This window comes from Algoriphagus hitonicola (assembly GCF_900113375.1).
Classification (GTDB): Bacteria; Bacteroidota; Bacteroidia; order Cytophagales; family Cyclobacteriaceae; genus Algoriphagus; species Algoriphagus hitonicola.
In genome coordinates this window covers 391,711-417,895 of sequence record NZ_FOPC01000002.1, presented here as the reverse complement: position 1 = coordinate 417,895, position 26,185 = coordinate 391,711, and the positions used below count along the sequence as shown (strand labels likewise).

General features: G+C 42.2%; 28 protein-coding genes. 11 read left to right on the top strand and 17 right to left on the bottom strand.

Annotation, left to right across the window (positions count from 1 at the left end; genetic code table 11):
- The 11 genes from BM043_RS04620 to BM043_RS04570 form a co-directional block, all read right to left on the bottom strand.
- Window positions 1-912, bottom strand: coding sequence for a DUF4221 family protein (locus BM043_RS04620; protein WP_177188420.1), 912 nt, complete (start codon window positions 910-912; stop codon window positions 1-3).
- 5 nt (window positions 913-917) lie between these two features.
- Window positions 918-1,154 carry a DUF4221 family protein gene (locus tag BM043_RS19770; protein WP_092789277.1) on the bottom strand — a complete coding sequence of 79 codons (237 nt, stop codon included), beginning with the start codon at window positions 1,152-1,154 and terminating at the stop codon, window positions 918-920.
- Window positions 1,147-2,280 (bottom strand): DUF4221 family protein, encoded by a 1,134-nt coding sequence (locus BM043_RS04610; RefSeq protein WP_092789275.1) that lies wholly within the window; start codon window positions 2,278-2,280, stop codon window positions 1,147-1,149. Before BM043_RS04610 ends, BM043_RS19770 begins: the two co-directional genes overlap by 8 nt.
- Window positions 2,281-2,291: 11 nt before the next feature.
- Window positions 2,292-3,431, bottom strand: a complete 1,140-nt coding sequence (locus BM043_RS04605; protein WP_092789273.1) for a DUF4221 family protein — start codon at window positions 3,429-3,431, stop codon at window positions 2,292-2,294.
- 5 nt (window positions 3,432-3,436) lie between these two features.
- Window positions 3,437-4,582 (bottom strand): DUF4221 family protein, encoded by a 1,146-nt coding sequence (locus BM043_RS04600; RefSeq protein WP_092789271.1) that lies wholly within the window; start codon window positions 4,580-4,582, stop codon window positions 3,437-3,439.
- A gap of 6 nt (window positions 4,583-4,588) precedes the next feature.
- Window positions 4,589-5,731, bottom strand: coding sequence for a DUF4221 family protein (locus BM043_RS04595; RefSeq protein ID WP_092789269.1), 1,143 nt, complete (start codon window positions 5,729-5,731; stop codon window positions 4,589-4,591).
- 32 nt (window positions 5,732-5,763) lie between these two features.
- Window positions 5,764-6,975: a DUF4221 family protein gene (locus BM043_RS04590; protein WP_092789267.1), complete on the bottom strand. Its 1,212-nt coding sequence runs from the start codon at window positions 6,973-6,975 to the stop codon at window positions 5,764-5,766.
- A gap of 9 nt (window positions 6,976-6,984) precedes the next feature.
- Window positions 6,985-8,136, bottom strand: coding sequence for a DUF4221 family protein (locus tag BM043_RS04585; RefSeq protein ID WP_092789266.1), 1,152 nt, complete (start codon window positions 8,134-8,136; stop codon window positions 6,985-6,987).
- A complete protein-coding gene (locus tag BM043_RS04580; protein ID WP_092789264.1) occupies window positions 8,133-9,284 on the bottom strand; it encodes a DUF4221 family protein in 1,152 nt (383 codons plus the stop codon). The genes BM043_RS04585 and BM043_RS04580 overlap by 4 nt, the downstream gene beginning before the upstream one ends.
- A gap of 103 nt (window positions 9,285-9,387) precedes the next feature.
- Window positions 9,388-9,852, bottom strand: a complete 465-nt coding sequence (locus BM043_RS04575) for a TspO/MBR family protein (protein ID WP_092789262.1) — start codon at window positions 9,850-9,852, stop codon at window positions 9,388-9,390.
- Window positions 9,853-9,854: 2 nt separating this feature from the next.
- A complete protein-coding gene (locus BM043_RS04570; protein WP_245752938.1) occupies window positions 9,855-10,196 on the bottom strand; it encodes a DUF4286 family protein in 342 nt (113 codons plus the stop codon).
- A gap of 64 nt (window positions 10,197-10,260) precedes the next feature.
- Here BM043_RS04570 and BM043_RS04565 point away from each other — a divergent pair, with 64 nt between their 5' ends.
- The 10 genes from BM043_RS04565 to BM043_RS04520 all read left to right on the top strand — a co-directional run bounded on the left by BM043_RS04565 (window position 10,261) and on the right by BM043_RS04520 (window position 20,305).
- Entirely contained in the window at window positions 10,261-10,929 is a 669-nt protein-coding gene (locus tag BM043_RS04565; protein WP_092789260.1) for a carotenoid biosynthesis protein, read from the top strand.
- A 96-nt stretch (window positions 10,930-11,025) separates the two neighbouring features.
- Window positions 11,026-11,472 (top strand): sterol desaturase family protein, encoded by a 447-nt coding sequence (locus tag BM043_RS04560; RefSeq protein ID WP_092789258.1) that lies wholly within the window; start codon window positions 11,026-11,028, stop codon window positions 11,470-11,472.
- Complete coding sequence (locus BM043_RS04555; RefSeq protein WP_092789256.1) at window positions 11,469-12,365, top strand: MerR family transcriptional regulator; 897 nt, start codon at window positions 11,469-11,471, stop codon at window positions 12,363-12,365. The genes BM043_RS04560 and BM043_RS04555 overlap by 4 nt, the downstream gene beginning before the upstream one ends.
- Window positions 12,366-12,559: 194 nt before the next feature.
- Window positions 12,560-13,072: an RNA polymerase sigma factor gene (locus BM043_RS04550; protein ID WP_092789254.1), complete on the top strand. Its 513-nt coding sequence runs from the start codon at window positions 12,560-12,562 to the stop codon at window positions 13,070-13,072.
- A 4-nt stretch (window positions 13,073-13,076) separates the two neighbouring features.
- Window positions 13,077-14,561: a phytoene desaturase family protein gene (locus tag BM043_RS04545; protein ID WP_092789251.1), complete on the top strand. Its 1,485-nt coding sequence runs from the start codon at window positions 13,077-13,079 to the stop codon at window positions 14,559-14,561.
- Between the two features lie 21 nt (window positions 14,562-14,582).
- Window positions 14,583-15,425 carry a phytoene/squalene synthase family protein gene (locus BM043_RS04540; RefSeq protein WP_092789249.1) on the top strand — a complete coding sequence of 281 codons (843 nt, stop codon included), beginning with the start codon at window positions 14,583-14,585 and terminating at the stop codon, window positions 15,423-15,425.
- Window positions 15,425-16,135 (top strand): lycopene cyclase domain-containing protein, encoded by a 711-nt coding sequence (locus BM043_RS04535; protein ID WP_092789248.1) that lies wholly within the window; start codon window positions 15,425-15,427, stop codon window positions 16,133-16,135. The genes BM043_RS04540 and BM043_RS04535 overlap by 1 nt, the downstream gene beginning before the upstream one ends.
- Window positions 16,136-16,248: 113 nt before the next feature.
- Complete coding sequence (locus BM043_RS04530) at window positions 16,249-17,094, top strand: 4-hydroxy-3-methylbut-2-enyl diphosphate reductase (protein ID WP_092789247.1); 846 nt, start codon at window positions 16,249-16,251, stop codon at window positions 17,092-17,094.
- Between the two features lie 17 nt (window positions 17,095-17,111).
- Window positions 17,112-17,822, top strand: a complete 711-nt coding sequence (locus BM043_RS04525) for a fatty acid desaturase (RefSeq protein WP_092789382.1) — start codon at window positions 17,112-17,114, stop codon at window positions 17,820-17,822.
- A gap of 80 nt (window positions 17,823-17,902) precedes the next feature.
- Entirely contained in the window at window positions 17,903-20,305 is a 2,403-nt protein-coding gene (locus tag BM043_RS04520) for a TonB-dependent receptor (protein WP_092789245.1), read from the top strand.
- A 231-nt stretch (window positions 20,306-20,536) separates the two neighbouring features.
- Here the strand turns inward: BM043_RS04520 and BM043_RS04515 are convergent, their stop codons facing one another.
- The 5 genes from BM043_RS04515 to BM043_RS04495 form a co-directional block, all read right to left on the bottom strand.
- The gene (locus tag BM043_RS04515) at window positions 20,537-20,983 is read right to left on the bottom strand and encodes an outer membrane insertion C- signal (protein ID WP_177188419.1); all 447 of its coding nucleotides are present in this window, start codon (window positions 20,981-20,983) and stop codon (window positions 20,537-20,539) included.
- A gap of 60 nt (window positions 20,984-21,043) precedes the next feature.
- Window positions 21,044-22,513, bottom strand: a complete 1,470-nt coding sequence (locus BM043_RS04510) for a pyridoxal phosphate-dependent decarboxylase family protein (RefSeq protein WP_092789244.1) — start codon at window positions 22,511-22,513, stop codon at window positions 21,044-21,046.
- A 169-nt stretch (window positions 22,514-22,682) separates the two neighbouring features.
- Window positions 22,683-23,120 carry a ribose 5-phosphate isomerase B gene (rpiB, locus tag BM043_RS04505; RefSeq protein WP_092789242.1) on the bottom strand — a complete coding sequence of 146 codons (438 nt, stop codon included), beginning with the start codon at window positions 23,118-23,120 and terminating at the stop codon, window positions 22,683-22,685.
- Between the two features lie 12 nt (window positions 23,121-23,132).
- Window positions 23,133-23,990: a twin-arginine translocase subunit TatC gene (gene tatC / locus BM043_RS04500; protein ID WP_092789240.1), complete on the bottom strand. Its 858-nt coding sequence runs from the start codon at window positions 23,988-23,990 to the stop codon at window positions 23,133-23,135.
- 14 nt (window positions 23,991-24,004) lie between these two features.
- A complete protein-coding gene (locus BM043_RS04495; protein ID WP_092789239.1) occupies window positions 24,005-25,273 on the bottom strand; it encodes a serine hydroxymethyltransferase in 1,269 nt (422 codons plus the stop codon).
- A 166-nt stretch (window positions 25,274-25,439) separates the two neighbouring features.
- Between BM043_RS04495 and BM043_RS04490 the strand changes: the two genes are divergently transcribed.
- Window positions 25,440-25,814, top strand: coding sequence for a UDP-glucuronosyltransferase (locus tag BM043_RS04490; RefSeq protein ID WP_092789238.1), 375 nt, complete (start codon window positions 25,440-25,442; stop codon window positions 25,812-25,814).
- Between the two features lie 69 nt (window positions 25,815-25,883).
- Here the strand turns inward: BM043_RS04490 and BM043_RS04485 are convergent, their stop codons facing one another.
- The gene (locus BM043_RS04485; protein WP_092789237.1) at window positions 25,884-26,111 is read right to left on the bottom strand and encodes a hypothetical protein; all 228 of its coding nucleotides are present in this window, start codon (window positions 26,109-26,111) and stop codon (window positions 25,884-25,886) included.
- Window positions 26,112-26,185 lie beyond the last annotated feature (74 nt).

The following is a 26,185-nucleotide window of genomic DNA, read 5'->3' as shown; positions in this document are numbered from 1 at the left end:
TTAGTTTTTTGAAATGGTGGCTTTGGTTCGAATAAATGCCAATTCATCGTCAATATTGACGAAGCTGTAGAGCATTCCGTCCTTGAAAAAAGAAATTCGTGAGTTGGGTACTTGATCAACTTTTTCTTCATGGATCATTTTATAGTCGGAATCAAAGAAGGTCAATACATCTTTATAAACGACTGAATCGGCGATTTTTCGATCCTGATCACGGGTAAACCGCCAAAACAGATTTTCTTTCGGTTGAGGTGTCAACCTAGCAAACTGAACCTGTTCCATTTTTTGTCTCATGACCTTTTGAAATTCTTCGGGAGTTTCCGTGGTCTGCGGGTAATTGATGACCCGTTCGTTTGCAGTGAGACTGGATTCGAACTTTTTATGAAAAAGGGTATCAGACTTAAAATCATAATAATACACTTCATTGATTGCAGAGTTGGAAACAATAAAATGATCCCCGTCAAAATCCATAAATACCGATTCTCCGGCAAACATACTTGACCTGCCACCTTCCGAAACCATCGAAATTCGGTACTGATCCAGTTTGGAAAAGGCATCGGTTTTAATTGCCTTCATCATTCCTGATTCTACCTCAATGATGGCTAGGCCTTTGGAGGGTTTCTGATAGTCCTCATCGATCAAGCGAGTCATGAAAAGTTTTCCATCGGGGCTAAATCTCCCGTAATTGTCCAAGGCGTCTGTTTCCTCCCATTCGTAGCCTTTTATCGTTTCTTTGTTGAATTCGTGGTTTTTGATCAAATTTCCCTTCGAGTCGATTTCGGAGATTTTATTGAAGTTAAACAGGAGCAAATTTCCGTTTTCCAGAACCTGAAGCCTATTGATAAATCCGCCCCCTACGCCATTGGGGCCTTCTTTTTCGAGCTGAATGGTCTCCAAAACCTTCAGATTATCCAAGTCCACTACTTCGAGTAAAAGGGTTGTGGATTAAGATTAAACAGGATTTTTTTGTCTGCACTGATATCAGATATGCCCAAATTCCAATTGAGAAAAAAGAAATGATCTCCCGCATCGACCATGACCGTGTCGATTTCGTAGGAGGTTTCCAGAGAAGAGCTTTTCCCGTTTTCATTTTCGGGGCTGCTACAGGCAATCGATCCAGCAATCACCAAGAAAATAAGTGGTTTGTAGTTATTCATAATTCGGTTTAATTATTAAAAACCCCAATTCGTCTTCTAAATTGATAAAGGTGTGAAGGTTACCTTCCTTGAAATAAGTCAAACTCCCTGATATATTAAATTTGATTTGCTCTTCGTGCAACTGATTGAGGTCTCGATCAAAAATGGTCAGGACTTTTTTGATGACTGCAGAATCCCCGATCATCCGGTCTAGGTCGGTACTGACCCGCCAAAATTTCTCATAAGTCGGATCATAAAAAATCTCTTGAAAACTCACCTCATTTTCTTTTTCATCCCAAGCTTTTCTCATTTCCTCATCACTGTAGGTGCTTTTGGTATAGAGCCCTTTTTTGGCGTTTGCGGTAAGCGTAGCCTGAAACTGCTTATGCACTAAAGAATCCAGCTCAGGGTCGTAGATAAAGGCCTCATTTCTCGCCGTGTTGGCCAAGTAGATTTTCCCGTCAAACTCCTTGACCCAGACCCGCTCGATGGTACTCATTCGGGGATTTCCATCTTCATTGAATTGGCTGATATTGAAATCGACCAGCGATTCCAACTCAGGGATAGGGATAGTTTTGAGCTCCATGGATGCCAAGTCAAGGATGGCCAGGCCTCGGGTAGGTCCATTGAATTGCTGTTTGGAATAAGTGCCAAAAAGCTTTTTTCCGTCCTTTGAGATCACATAGCCAAAATCCACGCCCTCTGACTCCCCCAGACTATCACCTTTAAACTGCTCAGGTTCGATTCGGTAGCGCTGAAAGTTTTCCAAGGCTGCATCCGCCTTGACCAGTGAGCGATAGCCGATAAAGAAAAATTCGCCTTGATCCGAGACATGCAAATCAGAAACTGAAGTGCCGATTCCCTCCGGGCCCTCCTTTTCTAGCGGGACTACCTGATCAAATTTCAGATTTTCCAGGTCGATGAACTCCATCTCAGGGACACTGACATTGAGATTATAAAGCCATTTTTGGTCTTTCGAAACGGCCGAAGTACTCAGATATCTCGAAATAAAGATCAAATGCTCCCCCGGATTGACCTGAACAGTGTCGATGGTGTAGGAGAAATTGATTCCGGTGTTTTTCTGCTTTTCCGATTCTGAGCAGGAGAATAAAAATGGGATAAAAAGGAGGAAAAAAAAGCGTTTCATAGATTAGATGATTAATTTGGAAGACTTGGTTTTAAGCGGACAAAATACAATTCATCGTCTTGGTTGATCCCTTTGTGTAGCATGCCGTCCTTGAAAAAGACCTTACCCGAAAAATTGGGAAAGTCTGCGATGTCTTGAAGATGCTCTAGGTTTTGATCAAAAATGCTGAGAGTGAAATTCCATTTTTCTCCATCAACAGGAGACACTGAGCGGTAATAGCTGATTCGGTAAAACCGATTGGATTTTTCATCGAAGACAAATGGACCGAATTGATGTTCCGAGTATTTGGCGTCTGTCGCAACTTCAAATTCCTCCATGGAATTGACCTTTCGGGGATAGTCTCCAGCCCTTCGCTCGGGGAGTGATTCTGAGGAGAAGGTTTTTTCGATTAACGAGTCAGTTTCATAAAAATAGATTGCAATCCCATTAACGCCATTGGTGCTTACCAATACTTGGTTTTCTATCTGTTGTATATAGAATTGATCATTACTGGAGCTTCTCATAGCACCCTCAAGAACGATTTCATATTCCTTCATCGCCAGAAGCAGAGGAACTTCTTTCAAGATCATGGACTCGGCCTCCCAATCGATGATAGCTAGCCCTTCCCCAAATGAATTTCCTCCTCTCATACTTCCATAAGTTCCAAAAAAAAGGTCGCCGTCCGGATGATAGTCACCCGTGAAACTGGCCAAAAACTTCTTGTCAAACCGGCTGGAGACAAAATCATATTCATCCCAATTGAGTCGGGTGATCAAATCCCCATCCGAATTCATGATGCGAATGGCATCGAAGGCAGGAATGATAATATTTCCTTTATTGGTGATATGAAATTCATCAGGACTGAGCGAACCGATGCCTTTTGGGCCTTCTTCGGTGAAATCAATACTGCGAACGATGGAATAGCTTTCTAAGTCGATTTCATCCAATCGTTTGTTGGTCACATTGTAGAAATAGAGGAAGTTTTTGTCGGGAAAAAGCGCCATCCGAGAGAGCCCGCCATCCACGGCAAGGAGCAATTCTCCAGTCTGAACTTTGACTGTATCTAGTTCGTAATTGAACTCGAAATTTTCCCCGGAAGCAAATTTCGAATTGGGATTTTCTCCGCAGGAAAAAAGAAAAGGGATTAAGAGAAGCAAAAGTATTTTTTTCATTAATTCTAGAAATTAGGTTTCAGCCGAATGAAAGCCGCTTCGTCATCAATATTGATGAACTGCCAATACATGCCTTGAGTAATAAATTTTCCACCAATGATTTTCCAATCATCAGGAAGTCGAATCTCTCCTATTTGATCAAATTCTCGATCAAAAAAAGTCAAGTAAGTTTCATTTGAATAGTCGTTATCGTAAGACATAAAAACTCTGTAGGAAATTCTCCAGAAGCGTTCAGTTTTCTCGTCCCAGTTCATTTTGTGAAATGAAATTTTTTTCCATCGATCCCAGACTGATTCGGTAGTTCCTGCACTGGAACTCGCCTCTGTGGGGTAGTTGACCGTTGCCCGGTCTTCAGTTAGTGAAGAGTTAAAAGTTAGCTTTTGGTAAGTGTAGGAATCAAGATCAAGCGTGTAAACCTCATTGAAAGGCGAAGCCGAAACGAGAAGATGATTCTCGAATTCTGTCAAATAAATTTGTTCAACATAAACGTAAGGATATTTAGCATTTGGCTCTTTTGCCGTTTTTATTTCATAAGGAAGCAGTTCTTCAAAAAGTGGCAGCCCAACTTTTTTCAAACTCATTTCATCCAGATCAATAATAGCCAATCCCAACCTTGACGAGGGCTCATCGGATTTTCCATAGAAAGTAAAAAAGCGGGATCCATCTTCAGAAATAAGCCCTTCATATCGGACTGCTTCATCAGCTCCTAAAGGATCACCATTTAAGTTTTCTGGATTGAATCGAAATTTCTTGACCGACTTTCTATCTGCCGAAAGCCTTACAATTTCCATCCAGGCAAAAATGAAAACCTCTCCATTTTCCAAAACTTGAATGCCATCATAAATATTGCTTGTACCAATTCCCGCAGGCCCTTCCCGTTCCATAGGAATGGTGTCGACGAGTTCGAGCTTACTAAGATCAATTACTTCTAGCCGCGGGAGTTTTTGGTTTAGGTTGTAAACTGTTTTACCGTCATTTGCCAAATAAGACCTGCCTAATGCTTCTGACAAGTAAAGAAAAGAGCCTTTAGAATCGATCATCACGGTATCAATAGTAAAGGTAATCTCCTTTTCAATTTCTGGGTTTTCAGACTTTTTGTTTTGACAAGAAGCTAGAATGGCAAGGAAGAGGATAGTTTTTAAATTTCTCATAGTGGTCTAAAATTTAAAATCAAACACCGCAAAGCCCAGTTCATCTTCCACATTGACAAAGGACCAGAGTTTGCCGTCTTTAAAGAAGGGCCAAGAAGGCTGGAAATCCAATTCCTCAATTTCCAACTCTCCGACTAAATTTAAGTCTTTGTCATAGGCAAATAAAAAAACCTCATTTTTGATGGGGGCTTCCTGGGAAGGGATAGGCTTTCGAATTGATCCAAACCTGAAAAATAAACCCCGCTTCTCATCCCACAACAAATCTCCAAAGGATATTTGGTCTCTAGTAGAATTAACCGCCTCGTCAAACTCTTGCTTTGATTTCAATTCCCGGGAAATGGGGGCCGTCTTTTGATTGGGGACGAGTTGATGATTATAAGTCTTAAACTCCAAGGAATCCTTTAAATGATCATACCTATAGATGCTGCTTGTTCCTTGAGAATGAACAAGTACCTGATCCTTGAAAGTACTCAGAAGCACACTGGCAGTATTCGCAGAGGAATAGGATCTCCCCTCTCGGAAAATCAACTCAAACTGGGATAGAAATCCAAATTCAGACAACTCAACAATCTTCCCCGTCAAGGAATCAATATCAAAAACAGCCAGGCTATACTGGGACGATTCAATATCATAGGGAACTGAAAATAAAAGCTTATGCTTTGGGTTAGCCTTCAATTGATAAAAGTAGGAATAGTCTTGTTCTGTGGTCACTCCTTCCAATCTGATCGAATCTCGATTGATTGCTTTTACTTTTTCGGCTTTCAGGTTAAAAATTCCTGAATTTTGCATACCTAAAAAAAGGAAGTAATCCGATTCTAAATGTTGAATAGAAATGGCAAAGTCCGGCATTGCATTCGGCCCTTCGCTCTCATATTGAATTTGCCTTTCTATTTTCAACTCATCCAAATCGATCACCGAAAGGACTTGATCCGAGGGGTGTAGGTGATAAAGATATTTTCGGTCTTCGGAAAAGTCTGCCTTGAGTAAAGCAAATTGAAGATTGATCAAGTGATCACCGGGGTCAACCACTACAGTATCCACCTTAAAAGTGAATTTCTCCAACCTGTTTCCCGGCTTGATTTTTTCAGAAGAATTGCCCCCACAGGCCAAAATCAAAGGAAGAAGAAGAAATACAACCAGTCTTTTCATTCGGTTATCTTTTTATCAGGAGTTCAAGTGGATCACTCATCATTAATCTTTAATTCATTTTCTGAAGGGTTTCGTCGTTCACTGTTCGTGGTTTCGGACCCAAAATCAAATACCGCAAATCCCAGCTCGTCATCCACATTGACATAGGACCAGAGCTTGCCGTCTTTGAAGAATGCCTCAGCCGGAATGGCATCCAATTCGGGAATGGCCGTTTCTCCAATGAGGTTGAGCGCTTTGTCAAAGGCAAACAGAAAAACATCTGAAGTTCTCGGAGTTTCATCGTCAATTTTTGGGTCCATGATTCTTCCAAATCGATAGAAACGCTCATTTTGATCATCGAAAAGCAACTCTTCAAACATGACCTGAGTAATGGCTTTCTCCATTTCTGATTCAAATTCCTCCGGGGAAGAAACTTTCCCCTGAACAGGAATTTCCTTTCCGTTAGGTGTGACGGTAAAATTAAATGTGCGTAGGTCCAGGGAATCCGTTTTGTAATCGTATAAGTAAACCGAATTGGTGGCTCCCGCTGAGAGGAAGTATGTTCCATTAAACTCCTGAAAATGGGTCGGGTCTGCAAAAATGGACATGGCCTGATCGGATTGAAGGAGAATCCGGTATTCGGTGGATTTGTCGAGTCCGGGGATTTGAATGAGCTTTCCGTTTTTTTCCTCCAAATTGATTTTAGCCAGCTGACGGGTACCTTCCATAAAATCTCCGGGGAGCGATAGGATATGGCTTTCGTCGGGACTAAGGCGCATGGAGTTACTCAGGGAAAACCCAATCCCCTCTTCCAAACCTTCGATATCCAGTTCTTCTGGTTTTAAAGTCAAATCGCGGATCTTTTCTCCTGATTTGGAATAAATTCCGGTATTTCGAAAACTCCCAAAAAGAAATCGCTCTCCTGACAGGACTTTGACTGCTGATAAATACTCTCCTACACCATTTGGTCCTTCTTTTTCAAAAGGAATCTGCTCGACAAGTCTCAACTCGTCTAGGCTGATTTTATTAATTGTTGTGGTGGCTGGATCAAATAAATAAAAGTGGGTTTTGCTCTCATCCAAGTCGCTGCTTCGGATACCTTGCGAAAGATTGATAATCTCTTCCCCCGGATCAACGACCACGGTGTCCACAGAAAAAGAAAAGTCTTCCAATACATTGCCTGAGCCTGCATCAGCGGATTCACTTCCATCTCCACAGGAAAGGAGCAAAGGGGCAAAAAGAATGGGTAAAAGGAATTTTTTCATGGTTTTATATTAATAGTTTAAAGTCATCACCACAAAACCGGGGTCTTCCTCCACCGGTTTGTAATTGTAGAGTTTGCCCTCGAAGAAGAAGCTGTTGAAAAAGAGATTGGAAAGCTCATCGATTTTCTTCTCTCCCAAGAGGTTGAAGTCCGAGTCATAACTAAATAAAAAAACATCCGCTGGTAGGTTTTCACCGCTTTCGTTTAGCCCGTTTTCCTTCGCTCCAAATCGGAAATATTGCTTCCTGCTTTCATCCCAATTGAATCCATAAAAATTGATCTGTTTTCGCATTTGGGCTGATATTTCCACACGCTCTTCGTTGGAGCCTGCCTCTGTTTTAAATTCCCCTGTCTTTTTGTTTTCGACCAATTGATGATTAAATGTGACCAGTTTCAATGAGTCAGTAAGCAGCTCATACAGATAGATGTCGGCTGTGCTTCCGGAATATATGACTAGTTGATCTTTTATTTTTTGCATGCGGATCATATCGCCGGAAGAGGTCATTCCACCATTTTGCGAAAAGGTAACTCGGAAGTTTTCTGTCAAGTCCAAAGCAGGCAGCTTGATTAACTCACCGCTGCGGTTTTCTAAATCCAGCACGGCTAAGCCATCGGTAAATTCACCAAATGGAGAAGGGAGAGAAAAGGCCTTCTTTTTGTCCTGGCTTAATAAGACGTTATTGTATAGGCTGCCCATGGATTCATCTATCCCTTCAAACTCCTCTGCCTGGAGTTTTAGGTCTTGAATTTTCTCGGCTTGGCTATCGAAAATTGCCTGAATGGCATAGTTTGCCAGCAAAAATTCCCTTTTGGGCAGAACGTCTAAGTAATTGATAAAATTGGGAGCTTGATTCGGACCGTCCTTTTCGAATTTGATCCGCTGAACCAGTTTCATCTCATTAAGGTCGATTTCATGGATTTCCACGCTTTGGCCTTCGGCAAAATACACAGATTGACCGTCATCACTCAGCCCAAAACCGTAATAGGCACCGGACCTAATCAGTTCTGATCCCACGTCCACTTTGACCGTGTCCAAGATTACTTGGAGGTTTTCGAGCTGATTTTCTGAATAGGTGGTTGGATCGCTGTTATTAGCATGTTGATTTTCGCTTTCGCAGGCGAAAAAGAGAAAGGCGAGTAAAATTGTGATGTAATTTTTCATCCTTTTAATTCAGTTTCAAAGTCAAATGTAAATCGGATAAACCCTCCCTGATCGTCCATCGGCCAATAGTAATAGAAATCTCCCTCCAAAAAGAATCCCTCAAATGGCGTATTGGAAATTGTGGGTAGTGCCGTCTCTCCGATCAAATTTAGGTTTTCATCATAGGCAAAGAGGAAGCAATCTGCAGTTCGCTCACTGCCATCCGGTGAAACGATATAGTTTTTGGTGGCAAAGCGGAAATACATATTTCGGGTTTCGTCCCAGAAAAATTTCCCAAATGTGATTTGCTTTCTGATTTGGCTCACGACCTCTTGCTGTCGCTCCCGAGAATCCACTTCATTGGGAAAATCGCCTGTTTTTTTGTTTTCGACGAGTTGATGGGAATAAGTAATTAATTTCAAGGAATCGCTGTAATGATTATAGGTATAGCTATCCGCCGTAGAGGCGCTGTATATGATGAAGTGATCATTGAGCCATTGTAGGTTAATTCGATCCCCGAAAAATGAGCCGCTATTTCCACTAATAAAATTGACCTGAAATTTATTGGTCAGGTCCAGGGCAGGTAGTTTTAAGACTTTTCCACTTTCCTGCTTAATATCAATGACGGCCAAACCTTCCACCGGTTTGCCAAATTCCATCGGAAGGGAAAGGAAATGGGATTTTTCGGGGGTGATGTGGAGGTTATTGGGGACCATAAAATGATCCTCAGACTGAAAGTCGATCAACTCCGCAAAATCCAAGTCGTAGGTTTGAAGCTTTTTGCCATCAAGAGAAAAAATGGACGGCGCTGTTTGGTCATACATCATCAATTCATCCCCGGGAAGTGCTTGAAAATAGCTGACCCAGCCTTTGATACCATTGGGCCCTTCTCGCTCAAAAGGGTGCCGCTTCAGCAGTTTCATTTTCTCCAGAGAAAACTCGAAAACCTCGAAATCGGTCTCATAAAAGGAAAAAATTCGCTTCCCGTCGGCGCTGGGAGATTGGGGATAGACCATGTCCGGAACAAATATTTCTTCCCCCGAGTCGATCACTAGGCTATCTGCTGTAAGGCTAAAGTCAGAAAGAACATTGCTTGAATTATTTTGCTCATTGGATTCTGAGCAGGAAAAAATTAGTATTAAAGCCGATAAGTAAATGGCATTTTTCATTGAAAATTTTAAAAGTATAAAGCAAATCTAAAAACCTCAAGCTTTAAACCTAGTGAAACAATGTTAAAATCGTAAAAAATTAATCAGCTTTTGAATTCGGGACTTAATTCAGCCACCAAATGGAAAAATTCAAAACTGTGGCAAAACTTACCCAAGCCAAATAGGGGATCATCAGCCAAGAAGCCCAGTTGGAAACCGAATTGAATTTTTTGACACAAAGAAAAATCAAAACCAACAGCGGAATGATCACCACCAATCCCAAAATCGGAGATTGCAAGCCAAAAAATGCCGGGGACCAAAGTGCATTCAATCCCAACTGAACAAAGTAAAGTGTCAACAAATTCTTTTTCTGGGGATGATCACTTTTCCAAATCAGGTAGCAGGCGACGCCCATCATGATATAAAGCATGGTCCAGACCGGCCCGAAAATCCAACCTGGAGGATTGAAGCTGGGTTTGGTGATGGTTTGGTACCAGCTATCGATGGAGGTGATGGTAAACAGTGCTCCTGTCCCGCCTACGAGTTGGGGCAGAAGAAGACTGATGACCAATTTGAGCCAGTTGGGCATGATTAGAGGATTTCGAGTAAGGTACGAAAAGCTAGCGCTTTATCCTTGTAGCGCTCTTGCGTTTTAGCCCGAAGGGCAGCGGCATATTTACTTTCGTATTCCTGCATTTTTGCCAGGCTTTCGGTGAAATATTGTATGGCGTAATTGGTGCTGCCGTCGTCTGATTGTTGGATCAGTCGGCAAAATTTGTGTTCGACGAAGATTCCTGTAGCCATGACTTCAGGAATATGGGTTTCACGCATCCAATCTAGAAAGTCCATTTCGATATCAGGAGCGACGTTGATGGTGACATTATAGAGAATCATATCGTAGTTTTGAGTAGAAAATTCTTTTTTTATTAACATTTTTGGAGTTCCAAAGTTAGGAATCCCAAACTTAAAAATTCAATTTTCTGCCCAAGCACCTATCATGCATCAAGTAGCTTCCGATCGATCTGACTCATTTACTTTGCGATTAAATATAGCCCGGGCGGTAGTGATTATTCTTCATTTGGTGGGTTTAATAGGACTGAGTCTGCCCGAATACAGGGATTGGTTTTTGGCACTTACCCCGGTTCAGTTGTTGAGTTCACTGATTTTACTCTTGCTATTTCACCGGGGATGGAATGATGCCTTTCCCATCGTCGCCGCGGCGGCTTTTTGGATCGGATTTGGTGCGGAGATTATCGGGATTCATACGGGATATTTATTTGGTGACTACGTGTATGGTCCGACTTTGGGGCCAAAACTCTGGGAGGTTCCGATTGTAATCGGGGTGAATTGGTTTTTGTTGATTTATACGACAGGAGAGGTATTTCGTAAGATTTCGAATGATTATTACGCGGCCTTTCTCGGTGCCTGTGCAATGACGGCTATTGATTATATCATCGAGCCGGTGGCGGTTGCGCTGGATTTTTGGTTTTGGAAAAACGAACTGATCCCCTGGACTAATTATTTAGGATGGTTTGGGGTTTCGTTTTTCATCCATCTGATTTATCGAAAGGCGAATTTTGAAAAAGCCAATCCTCTGGCGGTTTGGCTGCTGATGACATTGATTCTATTTTTTACGATTTTGAACTTTACAGTAACATCATCATGACATATTTCTATCATAAGTGTACCTTATGGAAAGTTTTAAACAATTTCGCTTCTAGGCGCTTTATAACAAATTGAATACTATCTGGTTGTTTTTGTGATGATTACGGCAATAGGTTTTATCGCGCTCGGATTTCTGGTGATGGAATTTTCCGGGTGGTTTATTCATAAGTACTTGATGCATGGGCCCTTGTGGATGATCCACAAGACTCATCATCAGCCATCCAAGTCCTTCTTTGAGTTGAATGATTTATTTTCATTGCTCTTTGGAAGTGTGGCGATTATCTTGATTTTTGCAGGAATAGAAGATCTCGATTATCGATTCTGGATGGGAATAGGCATCAGTTTGTACGGAATCTTATATTTCTTCCTACATGATGTATTGGTTCACCGTCGGTTGAAGTGGTTTGACAGACCAAAAAATTCCTTTCTGAAAGGAATATTTAGAGCACATCAAGCGCATCACCGTACCAATCAGAAAGATGACGCGGTATCGTTTGGCTTATTTGTTGTACCCAAGGAGTATTTTAAAGAAAAGAAAAAGTGAGCACCTATTCAATTAAAGATCTGGAACAGTTATCGGGCATCAAAGCCCACACACTTCGTATTTGGGAGCAGCGCTACAGTTTGCTTTGCCCTAAGCGTACGGATACCAATATCCGTTATTACGATGATGCGGATCTCAAACTGATCCTAAATGTCGCTTTGCTAAACGACAACGGGTTTAAAATCAGTAAAATCGCTTCCATGGATGCCGTTGACATCAAAGAAGAAGTGATGAAGCTGACGGAGCGATCACTTACTCACGATGATCAGATTCATGCTTTGACGATTTGCATGATTGAAATGGACGAAGAGCGATTTGACAAAATCCTCTCCTCTAATATTTTGAAATTGGGATTTGAGCAGACGATGCTCAATATTATTTATCCCTTTATGTCAAAAATCGGTGTGCTTTGGCAGACTGGTGCGATCAATCCTGCCCAGGAGCATTTTATTTCCAATCTCGTTCGTCAGAAACTAATTGTAGCTATCGACGGTCAGATCGTAAATGGTGGAGGTAAGAAATTCTTGCTTTTCCTTCCTGAGGGAGAGCTTCACGAGATTTCCCTGCTTTTCGCGGCCTACCTTATAAAGAGTGCCGGGCACAAAGTCATCTATCTCGGGCAAAGCACACCCAATGACGATTTATTATCTGTATATAAATTACACGAACCTGAATATCTGCTCACAATAATTACGACTTCGCCAAGTGCTGAGTATGCTCAAGATTATATCAATGCCCTTTCGGAGCGGTTTAATAAATCTACTATTTTGGTCACAGGCTATCAGGTCATCGGTCAGGATTTGGAGTTTCCCTCCAATGTGCAGCAGCTCAACTACATTCGTGAAATCAAAGACTTACTTGAAGAGCTCGAACGGGTACCCGTAGAAAAATAGTGTAGAGAAAAGCAGCAAAACTTAAACAAAAGCATTCCCTCCGGAATGCTTTTTTTATTATGAAAAAGTCCATTTGAGACATGTAGAGCGATTTTATGAATTTTTGTTTAATTTAATTGAAAAATATCTCAACAAAAGTTTGGTAGATTGTTTAATCATTACTAAGTTTGATTAAACAAAAAGCAATCGCTACCATGACAACTCTAGAATTCAGTTACTCGTTACACAAGCTTTCAAGTTCACTTAAGCCTTTTGCATTGAAGCTCACCCGAGATATGGATGATGCCAATGATTTGCTTCAGGATACAATGGTCAAGGCCTTTACCAATCGGGATAAATTTACCGAAGGAACTAACCTTAAGGCTTGGCTTTATACCATTATGAAAAACACCTTCATCACCAACTATCAGCGAATGGTGAGGAGAGGTACTTTTGTCGATACTACCGATAATTTACACTATATTAATTCCAGCGATACGCAGATCGAAAACGGAGCTTATGGCAATTTTACCATGGACGATGTACAATCAGCGATTGGTAAGTTGGACGATGTGTACAAAACACCATTTATGATGCATTTCAGAGGATTTAAGTATCATGAGATTGCCGATAAGTTGCAGATTCCAATTGGAACTGTAAAGAATAGAATCCATATTGCTAGGAAATTGTTGAAAGAGGATTTGGCAGTATATCAGCACAAAAATTGATCAAATGAGTCAAAAGCACGTGGTAGTAATAGGGTCTGGATTTGCAGGTCTCTCAGCAGCTACTCATTTGGCAAACGATACAAGTTGTTTAGTTACCTTAATTGAAAAGAACGAAACCCCAGGAGGTCGAGCGCGAAAGTTTGAGCACCAGGGGTTTGTTTTTGATATGGGTCCGAGTTGGTATTGGATGCCGGATGTCTTTGAAAATTACTTTGCCAAGTTTGGCAAAACCCCTTCTGATTATTATGATTTGATCCGGTTGGATCCTTCATACGCTGTGATTTATGGCGAAAAGGAAACCTTGGATATCCCAGCCAATCTGGATGAGTTTAAGCAAATGCTCGATCGTATCGAGCCGGGCGCGGGAGTTCAGTTGGATAAATTTTTGGCACAGGCCAAATACAAATACGAAGTGGGCATCCATGATTTGGTCAAAAGACCCAGTCGATCGCTTTTAGAATTTGCTTCTCCGGGTTTGTTGGCAGATATGGTTCGTATGGATATTTTCCAATCCATGTCCAAGCACGTTCGGAAGTTTTTCAAGTCGGAGCAAATCATCCGGTTGATGGAGTTTCCAGTGTTGTTTCTCGGAGAAACTGCCGAAAATATTCCCGCGCTGTATTCCCTGATGAACTATGCGGATATCGCATTGGGGACGTGGTATCCCATGAATGGTATGCATGAAATCATCCGAGGGATGGTCTCTCTCGCGGAAGAAAAAGGGGTCAAAATCCGATATGCATCCGAAGTAGAAGAAATCGAAATCGAAAACGGAATTGCTAAACGAGTGCGATTGGTATCCGGTGAAAAAATCGAAGCGGATATAGTGGTGGCAGGAGCGGATTATCATCATGTGGATAAGCATCTCGTCAATCCCAAATACAGTAATTACTCCGAAGAATATTGGGATAAGCGTGTCATGGCGCCTTCCAGTTTGCTCTTTTATCTTGGAATAGATAAAAAACTCAAAAACCTACGTCATCATAATTTATTCTTTGACGAACCTCTGGGACCGCATGCTGATGCGATTTACAAAAATCCAAGGTGGCCGGAAAAGCCGCTTTTTTATGCCTCCGTTCCTTCCATCACTGACCCATCCGTAGCTCCCGAAGGAAAGGAAAATATGTTTTTATTGATCCCTTTGGCCCCGGATCTGGAAGATAGCGAGGAGATGCGCGAAAAATATTATGACATTATCATGGAGCGTCTGGAGCGAATCACTGGGCAGGAAGTGCGGTCAAAGGTAATCTATAAGCGATCTTATGCGCATTCAGATTTTAAATCGGATTACCATGCCTTTAAAGGAAACGCCTATGGCTTGGCAAACACGCTGACGCAAACTGCTATCCTTAAACCTTCGCTCAAGAATAAGAAAGTCAAAAATCTATACTATACCGGTCAATTGACAGTTCCGGGACCGGGAGTTCCACCATCCCTTATTTCGGGAGGCGTAGTCGCAAAAGAGGTGATCAAAGAAAACAATCTGTAAATAAATGGGTATATTATAGCAATGGATGCTAAAAGTCTTTTTGATCAAACCACGCTGGAATGTAGCCGGCTGATTACCCAGCGGTATAGCACGAGTTTTACGCTCGGGATCAAGACCCTCGATCGTAAATTCCATTTGCCTATTTATGCCATTTATGGTTTTGTTCGCTATGCGGATGAAATCGTGGACACCTTTCACGACCAGGATAAAGCAGGGCTTTTGGAGCGGTTTAAAAAAGATACCTATGAGGCCATCGAATCCAAAATCTCCCTCAACCCTGTATTGCATGCTTTCCAGTTGATCGTCAATCAATATCAGATTGATCTGGATTTGATAGAAGCATTTTTGCACAGCATGGAAATGGATTTGGATTTCCGCACTTACAATGATTCCCGCTATCACGAATACATTTATGGCTCAGCCGAAGTTGTGGGATTGATGTGCCTGAAGGTTTTCTGTGAAGGAGACTCGGTACTTTATGAAAAATTAAAGACCCCGGCATGTAAACTTGGAGCAGCATTTCAGAAAGTAAATTTCCTTCGGGATATCAAGAGTGATTTTGAGGAACGAGGACGAGTGTATTTCCCGGGCGTTGATTACAAGCTGTTTGACAAGGCGATAAAAAGTCAAATCGAATTGGATATTCAGCAGGATTTTGATGATTCGCTGATAGGAATAGAACAGCTCCCGGACGGGGCTAAACTTGGGGTGAAAGTGGCCTATCTTTATTATCAGAAATTATTCGATAAAATAAAAGGTCTGCCTGCCGAAACCATTACCCAACAGCGAATCAGGATCCCCAATGCCCGAAAAATATCATTGCTTTTAGGGACGTATTTCGGCACTAAACTAGGGATAAGCTGATGGAGAAGTTTCTGTATTTTGGCGTGTTACTTTTTGCGATTTCTTATCCTTTGGCTCAATCCTTTGAGCACAGAATCCGCTATGCCTCCAAATGGCCACAGATCTTTCCCGGGATGTTGATTACTGCAGCCTTCTTCATCATTTGGGATGTGTGGTTCACCAACATAGGAGTTTGGGAGTTTAACCCCACCTACCTTTCCGGTCTGTTTATTTTGAATCTTCCCCTGGAGGAATGGCTGTTTTTCTTAGCTGTTCCCTTTGCTTGCCTGTTTATTTATGAGGTATTGATTTATTTCTTTCCCAAGGACCATTTTAAAAAACTGGGAAAGCCTTTTGTCTTCGTTTTGGTGCCAGTGCTTTTGTTATTGGGATTTTTGCATATGGACAAATGGTACACGACGGTCAACTTTTTTGTAGGAGCAGTTGCCTTGACTGCTCATTATCTGATATTTGGTGACCGATATTTGGGTCGATTTCTGTTTGCTTATCTGGTTCATTTGATTCCCTTCTTTCTTTGCAATGGGGTTCTTACCGGAGGTTTGACTGAGGAACCTGTGGTTATTTATAATAGTATGGAAAATCTCGGGATCAGAATTTGGACCGTGCCGATTGAGGACAGCATATATTCCATGACATTATTGCTTATGAATGTATCCTTCTATGAGTGGATACGGCGGCCAAAAACAATTCATTCACTCAAGAGTTTATAGATCTATGAAATCAAGTAGCGCATAAGTGGAACAAAAAAACTTGAATATCAACGGCTTCCGATTATCTTTCTCTGGTCTTGAAGATCAGAACATTAAAAATCAATTTTAATCAAATGAAAAATCTCCACGTAGAAATTGACAATCATTCAGGCTTTTGCTTTGGAGTGGTTTACGCTATTGAGATGGCGGAGGAGATTTTGGAAGAGCAGGGATACCTATACTGCTTGGGAGATATTGTCCACAATGACGAAGAGGTCAACCGACTTACCCGCAAAGGACTGAAAATTATCGATCACGGAGATTTGTTTGGATTGAAAAATGAAAAAGTGCTCATTCGTGCACATGGTGAGCCACCTTCTACGTATGAATTGGCCATCAACAATAATCTTACGCTGATTGATGCTTCCTGTCCGGTCGTGCTGAAATTGCAAAACCGGATCAAAAATTCATTTGACAAAGACGAGACCATCTACATTTATGGAAAACATGGTCATGCTGAGGTCATCGGACTGCTGGGACAAACCAATAATAAAGCGGTGGTATTTCAGGATATTTCTGAGCTTGATTTGACTACTTTGCCCAAAAGTATCACCCTGTACTCTCAGACTACCAAGAGTACGGATAAGTTTTATGAGATCAATGAAATTCTCCGCCAAAACGGAATCACGGTAAATACCAATGATACCATTTGTAGGCAAGTCTCCAATCGGGATAAAGAGCTGCGTGATTTCGCCGAGAAATTTGACAAAATCATTTTTGTCAGTGGAACCAAATCCTCCAACGGGAAGGTTCTTTATAATGTCTGTAAGGAAAAAAATCCGAACACCCACTTTGTTTCCAATCCGGATCAAATCGAAGGGAATTGGTTTGAAATAAACGATCGAGTGGGAATTTGTGGAGCTACATCTACTCCCATGTGGCTTATGGAGCAAGTCAAGGAACGGATTTTGACCTTTTAAAAAAAGGCCCAAAATTCATGAATTCAATACCCTCATCATCTTCCAGAATTATCGACCCAAAAGGAATGATCATCGGTTGGTCGATTATTGTTTTGTGGTGGGTGAGTTTGATTTTTTTATTGAATCTAGAGTTCAGCTGGTCAAACCCCTTAGTTTATCTTGGGATTTTAATTCAGACGCACCTCTACACCGGCTTATTCATCACTGCTCATGATGCCATGCACGGGGTAGTTTCTTCGCACAAAAAAGCAAATCACATCACGGGGTGGATTGCCGCAATTTTATTCTCCTATAACTTTTATTGGCGCTTATTTCCCAAGCATCATGAACACCACCGGCATGTGGCCACCGAAAATGACCCCGATTATCACCCCTCAGGCAGGTTTTTGATTTGGTATTTATCCTTTATCCGTCAATACCTGAATATTTGGCAATTTCTATTGATGGCAGTCACCTTTAATATTTTGAAGCTGTGGTTACCGACAGAGAATCTCATCGTATTTTGGATGCTTCCCGCAGTACTTTCTACCCTTCAGTTATTTTACTTTGGAACCTATCTGCCTCATCGGGGTGAAAGTGAAAATGCTCATCATTCGACTTCCCAACCCAAAAATCACTTTTGGGCATTTTTAAGCTGTTATTTCTTTGGCTACCATTATGAGCATCACGATTCGCCGGGAACACCCTGGTGGAGGCTTTGGAGGGTCAAAGAAAAACAAACGGTCTGATTTCGTTGATTTTCGTCAAAATTTCGAGTATAAACCAAACTATTCGTGACTTTTTTGATTTTTAGTTTATTGACTCAGCTATGAAAAAATTACTACTTCTTTTTGCTCTTTTCTTAATCGCTTCTCAGGCATTTTCTCAGGGGATTATTCGTGGAAGAGTGTTTAATCCCGTCAATAATGAACCGGTGCCGTTTGCCAATGTTTTCGTTTTGGAAACTGAACTTGGGGCCATAACTGACGAAAGTGGAAATTACGAAATCAGCAATATTCCTCCTGGACTCTATAATGTCCGTGCTAGTTTTGTCGGATTCAAATCCCAAACCCAATTCGAGATTCAAGTGACTCAGGCGCGCCCCGTACAGTTGGATTTTGAGCTGGAGGAAGATGCTTCAGAATTGGGTGAGGTGGTTGTCAGCTCAGAGTTTTCTAGGTCAGAGGAGACTCCGCTCTCAGTGAGAAAACTCAATGCCAATGAGATTGAGCGCTATCCGGGTGGCAATCGGGACATTTCCAGGGTAATTCAGGCCCTGCCGGGAGTGGCCAGCACGCCAAGCTTTCGGAATGATATCTTGATCCGTGGAGGCGCTCCCAATGAAAATAAATTTTTTATCGATGAGATAGAGGTTCCAGTCATCAATCATTTCGCTACACAGGGTTCTTCCGGTGGTCCTGTGGGTATCCTAAATGTAAACCTGATCAAGAATGTGGATTTGATTACCGGTGGTTTTCCAGCCAACCGGATGGATGCCTTGAGTTCTTTTTTTGAGATCAGTCTAAAAGAAGGCCGAAGGGATAAAATGTTTACACAGCTTACCGTTGGGGCTTCAGAATTGACCCTTTCCAATGAAGGTCCATTGAGTGAAAAAACCAGCTATATTTTTTCTGCGCGTCGCTCCTATTTACAAGGATTATTTCGGTTGATTGGGCTTCCATTTCTGCCAACATTCAATGATTTTCAGTTTAAGACGGTGACCAAAATCAATGAAAAAACGGAGTTGACTTTTTTGGGAGTCGGGGCGATTGATAAGTTTAAGCTAAACTTTGATGTGCCTGATGAGGAAAACGAAGAAGAACGTGAAAATCGCCTGTACTTATTGGGAGTACTTCCTATTCAGGAGCAATGGAACTATGCAACTGGGGTGAAGCTCAAGCGCTTCCGTGACAATGGCTTTTGGACTTTTGTACTCAGCAGAAATATGCTGAACAATCGCTCCTTCAAATACGCCAATAATGATGACAGTTCTCCGGAGAACCTGCTTTTTGATTACACTTCACAGGAATCTGAAAATAAGTTTCGGGCTGAAAATTCCATTTTCGGATCCGGCTATACCCTTAAATATGGGGTCAATTATGAATACAGTCGTTATTTTATTGACAATTTTGACCGGGCGACTTTAGCCGGACAAAGTCAGGTAATTGACATTAATTCCATCTCCAATTTTAACTTGTATGGTGCTTTCGTGTCGGCCAGCAAATATCTCAAAGGAGAGCGTTTACTCTTGACGGGAGGATTGAGAATGGACGGCGCAGATTTTGGCCAGTCGGCAAAGAACCCCCTGAATCAAATCAGTCCCCGGTTTTCGGCATCTTATCAGCTTCGACCCAATTTATTTGCTACCGCAAATGCCGGGATTTATTACCAAAAACCTCCCTACACCGTTTTGGGCTTTAGAAACAATGAGGGGGAATTGGTCAATCAAAACAATGATGTACAATTCATTCGAAATGCCCAACTCATCGCGGGGCTGGAGTGGCAGGTTCCAGACAAAAACAGAAGATTTACTGCAGAGGCCTTCTATAAAAATTACAGCAATTATCCCTCTTCGATCCGCAATGGAATTGCCTTGGCAAATCTCGGGGCGGACTTTGGTGTGATCGGAAATGAACCGGTTCTCTCCAATGCCGAGGGGCGAGCTTATGGCTTGGAGTTTTTGGCACAGCAGCGTTTGCTAAAAGACTTTTACGGGATAGCTTCTTTGACATTGGTGCGAAGTGAATTTACCAATCCCAATACCGATGGCTTTGTTCCTTCTTCTTGGGACAATCGCTTTATCGTGAGTCTCACTACAGGAAAACGATTTGGTAAAAACTGGGAAATCGGGGCAAGATGGCGGTTTTTGGGAGGAACTCCATACACGCCTTTTGATTTGGAAGAGTCTGCTTTGATTACCAACTGGGATCTTCGGAATCAGGGAATCTTGGATTTCAGTCGCATCAATGGCGTCCGTCTGCCCGCTTTTCATCAATTGGATTTAAGGCTGGACAAGAAGTATTATTTCAAAAATTGGAATCTAAACTGGTATGTGGATATCCAAAATGCCTACAATTTTCAGGCCTTGCAGGCGCCACTGTTGGTACCGGTCCGGGATGATGCGGGAGCACTTGTCGTGAACCCCAATGATCCGTCTAGATACCTGTTTAGAGAAATCGAAAATACAGCGGGAAGTATCCTTCCAACTGTGGGTTTGATCATCGAGTTTTAAACCCGAAATATGCATTAGACTTCCTATTACGATCCCAAACTGCTTTAAAATCAATCGCTTTGCTGCATTTAGCTCAATCACCATAGCGGTGCTATGCCTCATTCTCCGCCTCAGGCGGATTGATTTTTATTGCGGTTTGAATTCTTCCCGAAAGTCGGGACAGGCTACTACGGATCCTAATGCATAATCCGGGTTAAAAAAAAGACCGAGTGGAGTGCTCGGTCTTGAATGCTAATTTAATCTCCATCTCACGTTAAGTCCAAATCCTCCCGCATCGAAAAACGTGGTTTCGACCAGCATAAAGTAAGGTCTCCAGTCCAAGCCAACAATTAAGGGAATGTCGGGAAATTGGTATTCGGCACCGATTTCTCCCGCAGCTCCAAGGAGAAAAGGCTCTCCCAAAAAGACCGAGGGACCAAATCCCAAGTAATAATTAAACTCTGTATCCGGAATAGGTCGGTAAATTGGATTCCAAAGCAAATCCAATCCTACTCCGCCTCCACCAAAGCTCAAATCCCCGTGAACCCGGCTAAATTCCCCTAGAGAAAAAACTCCGTCCAAGGCTACATTATTCCCGTTTACGTTACCGAAACGTAAGCCTAATTCCTGTGCATTTGATTCTAAAACGGCGAATGTTCCCATAAAAAACACCGCCAACATTAATTTTTTAAGATTCATAATCAATTGTTTTGAGTAAAAGAAAAGTCCTGTTTTAAACCACGAAAATAAAGCCAAATCTTAAATTTCTGCTCCTAATTTGAGGATTTCTCTTCCTAATCTAAGCACCTTTCTCACCAGTAGATCCATATCTTCCATTCGGGTTCGCTGATTGACATTGGCGATTCGGAGGGTATATTTTCCATGCAAAACCGTAGAGCTTGGAGAGGCGATGCCTTCTTCTTGAAGTCGGAGCAAAATCTCCCGATTGAGGTCTTGTAAGAACTCCTCGTTGGCACCGTTTTTTATCATTCGGAAGCATGTAATACTCATACAGACCGGAGCGGTGAGTTCCAATTCAGCATGCTGATTGACCAATTCGGCCAAATAAAGCGCCTGATCGTTATTTTGTGCGATGAGCTGAGCATATTTATCCCGGCCATGTTCTTTGAGAGACATCCATACTTTGAGGGCTTTGAATCCCCTAGATAGCTCAAAGCCGTAGTGATTGATGGAGTCCAATCCACCCGAAAGTCCACGCTTTTCCTGAAGCAAATAATTTGGAGTGATCGCAAAGGCATTTCGGTGTTTTTTGGCATCTCGGATCAGCGTGCAGCCCACTTCATAGGGGACATAGAGCCATTTGTGCAAGTCAAAGGCCAGGCTGTCAGCTGACTCAATAGCCTTCAACCGCGACTCGTATCTCGGGTCGAGTTTAGCCAAGGCACCGTAAGCCCCATCAATGTGAAACCAAAGTTTGTATTTTTTGCAAATAGCTAAAAGCTCATCCAGGGGATCAATAGCTCCTGTATTCACCGTGCCCGAAGTTCCGACGACGGCAAAGGGTGAGAGCCCCGCAGCAAGATCAGATTCAATTTGCTGCTCAAGCAGCTCAGCACTCATTTCAAAGGACTCATTCACCGGGATTTTTCGGACCGAATCACTTCCCAGTCCAATGATTTCAGCAGCTTTATCAATGCAGGAATGGGTTTCAGTAGAGCAGTATAAGACCAACTTGGGTTCAGTTTGACGAAGTCCGTTTTTTCGGATTTGCAACCCATCCACCGAGTTTCTGGCTACCGTAAGGGCAGTGATATTGGCCATCGATCCGCCGCTGACCAGAATACCAGACGCATCCATAGGAAACCCCATCAATTCTTTGCACCAATTGATTACTTGTCGATCGACGTACATCGCAGCATGCTCACCAATGGTGGTATTGGGATTCATCCCGGAAGCTAGAAAATCGGCCAAACTCCCGAGCGGTGTTCCAGTACCCTGAATCCAGGCAAAAAATCGGGGATGGACATTCCCCTTGTTGTATGGAAAAATGTATTGTTTAAACTCGTCATAGATTTCTTTTGGATCTTGGCCTTTCTTCGGAAGAGGTTGGTCCAGAAACTCCTTGACATCCGTTGGAATAGGTTTCCAGATTTTTTGCTCCCGGATGGATTTCCAATAGTCGATCATATCGTCCACCATTTGATGGCCGAGCTGTCGCATTTCTTCCCAATTTTCAGGGTCCAAGGTCAGATCTTCTTGTCTTTTCATCTTCAGTTCTCTTCAGATTTTTGGTTACCAAAGATGAGAAAAGCCAGATCTTTTCCCTTACTTTTTAAAGATAAAATAGACAGCTAAGATGATGAATAGAAAACAATCAACATCATTAAATGGGTGCCGCCAATGAAAAACCAGCATTGGTTTACCTCATTTTAAATATTTAGCTACAGGCGATTTTATTGACTCGAGTGGCGTGTCTTCCTCCTTCGAAGTCCGTAGTAAGGAAGATTTCGGCTAATTTTTCTGCCAACTCGAAAGTGATGAAACGGGCTGGAAGTGCCAAGATATTGGCATCATTATGCTGTCTAGCCAATGCTGCCAAATCTTCATTCCAGCAAAGAGCCGCACGGATTCCCTGATGTTTGTTGGCCGTGATGGCGACGCCATTTCCACTACCACAGATCAGAATTCCCTGCTCAAATTCACCTTTTTCCAGTGCGGTACACAAGGGGTGTACATAGTCTGGATAATCCACCGATGCATTCGAGCCAGGACCAAAATCTTTGACTTCATAACCAAGGTTTTCTAGGCTTTTAATCAGTTTTTCTTTGTATTCGTATCCGGCATGGTCGCCTCCAATTGCTATTTTTTTACTCATGATGCTAGGTCTTTAATCTGGGTCTCTTTCAAATTGTTTTTCGTATTCAGCTGCTTTGACTGCCCGTTTTTTTTCCAATCGCTTCGCAATAGTTATTCCTGCTTCATAAAGCACCAAAATCGGCATGGCAATCAATAGCTGACTGATGACATCAGGAGGAGTGATAATTGCTGCTACAATTAAAATCACGACTATCGCATGTCTTCTATAGGCTCGAAGAATAGCCGCAGTTACCAAGCCTGACATGGAAAGGAAATAGATCACGACAGGCAACTGAAACATAATGGCCGAAGCCAATACCAGCATAATCAAGGTAGTCACATAAGACCCAATATCAAACTCATTGAGAATAGATGGGTCCAACTGGTAATTGGAAAGGAAATTGATCGACAGGGGAGAAAGTATAAAATAACCAAAAGCCGCCCCCAAGAAGAAAAGCAAACTCACAAAGAAAACCGCTCCACGGGCTGCGTTTTTTTCCTGATCATAAAGTCCCGGGCTGATAAATTTCCAAAATTCCCAGAACACATAAGGAAAGGCCACCACAAATCCGACCACAAAACTCGAGGTCATGTGCATGGAAAACTGCCCGGTCATTTGACGGCTTTGGATGGTAAAAGGCAGCTCTTCGATACAAAGCGCCGCTATTCCAAAGTAATCTCCGATATCGCACAAAACGCGATAGGTCAGAAAGTCAACTTTTGAAGGCCCTAGAATAACCATTCCAAAAACAATGCTTTTGGATAGGAAAGCAATGACGCTCAAAACTAGTATAGCTGCCACCGATCGCAATAAATGCCATCTTAGGGCCTCCAGATGATCGAGAAAGGACATTCCTTCCTCTTCCTCTTGATATTGGTCTAATGCCACAGGTAATGCTAGGATTAATAAAGTGGAAATTGAATCATCCACTCATTGACTTCTGAGCGGATTTTTGAGAGCGTTGCCTCATCACTGTGATTCATCAGTGCTTTGTCGATGTATTGGACGATTTTTTTCATGTCGTCCTCTTTGAGTCCTCGTGTGGTCACCGCAGCCGTTCCCACTCGCATCCCGGAAGTCACAAAAGGTGATTTGGTATCAAATGGCACCATGTTTTTATTGATCGTAATGTCCACTTTGCCCAAGGTTTCTTCTGCGAGTTTTCCTGTCAACTCTTTATTTCTAAGGTCGATCAGCATCAAATGATTGTCGGTACCACCGGAAATCAGCTGATATCCGAGATTTACGAACTCTTCGGCCATAACGGATGCATTTTTTTTCACTTGCAGGATGTATTCCATGTATTCATCCGAAAGTGCCTCTTGAAAAGCGATGGCTTTAGCTGCAATAATATGCTCCAAAGGTCCGCCCTGCGTACCTGGGAAAACGCCCATATCGAGTAGGGCAGACATTTTTCGGATTTCCCCCTTTGGCGTGGTGATGCCCCATGGATTGTCAAAATCATCACGCATTAAAATCAAACCTCCACGAGGTCCTCTCAGTGTTTTGTGTGTAGTAGTGGTTACAATGTGACAAAATTCCAGAGGATCATTCAATAGGCCTCTTGCAATCAAACCAGAGGGGTGGGAAATGTCGGCCAATAAAATGGCATCGACTTGATCTGCGATATCCCGCAGACGCTCATAATCCCAGTCTCTGGAATATGCCGAAGCTCCGCAGATGATCATTTTTGGCTTTACTTCAAGCGCTTTCGCTTCTACTTTATTATAATCGATGACCCCGGTCTCTTCTTCTACTCCATAAAAATGGGGATCGTATAATTTTCCTGAGAAATTAACCGGTGAACCATGGGTCAAATGTCCTCCATGAGAAAGATCAAATCCCAAAATCGAATCGCCCGCCTTAAGACAAGCGAGCATAACGGCAGCATTGGCTTGGGCGCCTGAATGAGGCTGTACGTTTGCCCAGGTAGCACCAAAGAGTTCTTTGGCCCGATCGATGGCAATTTGCTCGATTTCATCGACTACTTCACATCCTCCATAGTAGCGCTTTTTGGGAAGGCCTTCCGCGTATTTATTGGTCAGGACGCTGCCAGCGGCTTCCATGACCTGCTTGCTGGTAAAGTTTTCCGAGGCAATCAGCTCGATTCCACGCTTTTGTCTATCTTCTTCTTGGTTGATCAGATCAAATACAAGGGTATCTCTTTTCATAAATTAGGGGGTTCGAGGGCAACTCAATTTCAAAACAGCCTGAGCCATCTTATGCAAGCTCAAAAATAGCCTGAAAGTCCCTATAATCCAATGTAGATTGGAATTGAAAATTGGAATCAGAGGGGACTTTGGCAAAAAGCTGAATTCTCCTTTGTAAATTCGCTTTATGGTGGATTTTAAATTTCGGCCGGAAAATTATTTCACAGCGGAAACCAGTTCGATCTTGCTGGTGAAGCTGCATTATCCCGAATCCACTTGGGGAGAGCAAATTAGCATCTATGCCCATCAGGTAGATTTTAGGATACATTTGGAAGCGGTGGATTTTTACGGCAATGATTACTTGCTTTACCCTTCAAAAATCGAAGAACCGATGTCTTTGGAAGATTTGATCTTTTTGATCGAGGGAATGCAGCTGAATCAGGATGAACTGGAGGGAAAAATGGAGTTGGTGTTGGACGGAATTCCCGAGGCAACTAGTCTGGTCTATCCGGAATTGGAGTGGTATTTTAAAGATAAACGGAAAAGTTTTGGGCTGGAGTGATCCGTTTGATTTCCAAAAATTCAAAAGATCGCAGCTGTTTTAGGATGGAAAAACAAACTGGTTTTTATCCTAAAAATCAAGCGACTCTTGTTTTTGCCCGTTGATCTGTGAGCTTTTGAACCAAAATTCATAGGTTTCAAAGTCCACACAATCTTTTAATTCAATTCCGTTGAAAAGTATTTTTTTGAGACAATTGATCGGAAGCCATGATTTTAACTTTCGTTCTTGATCTTTGGTCAATTGGGACAATTGCACCCACTTTTTGCCATTAATGAAAATCGGTATTAGTTTACTCATCCTGTCTGGGTTTGTTTTAAAATTAAAAGTAGGCTGATTTTCAGGCAACTACAATTGTGCCAAATTAAATTTGT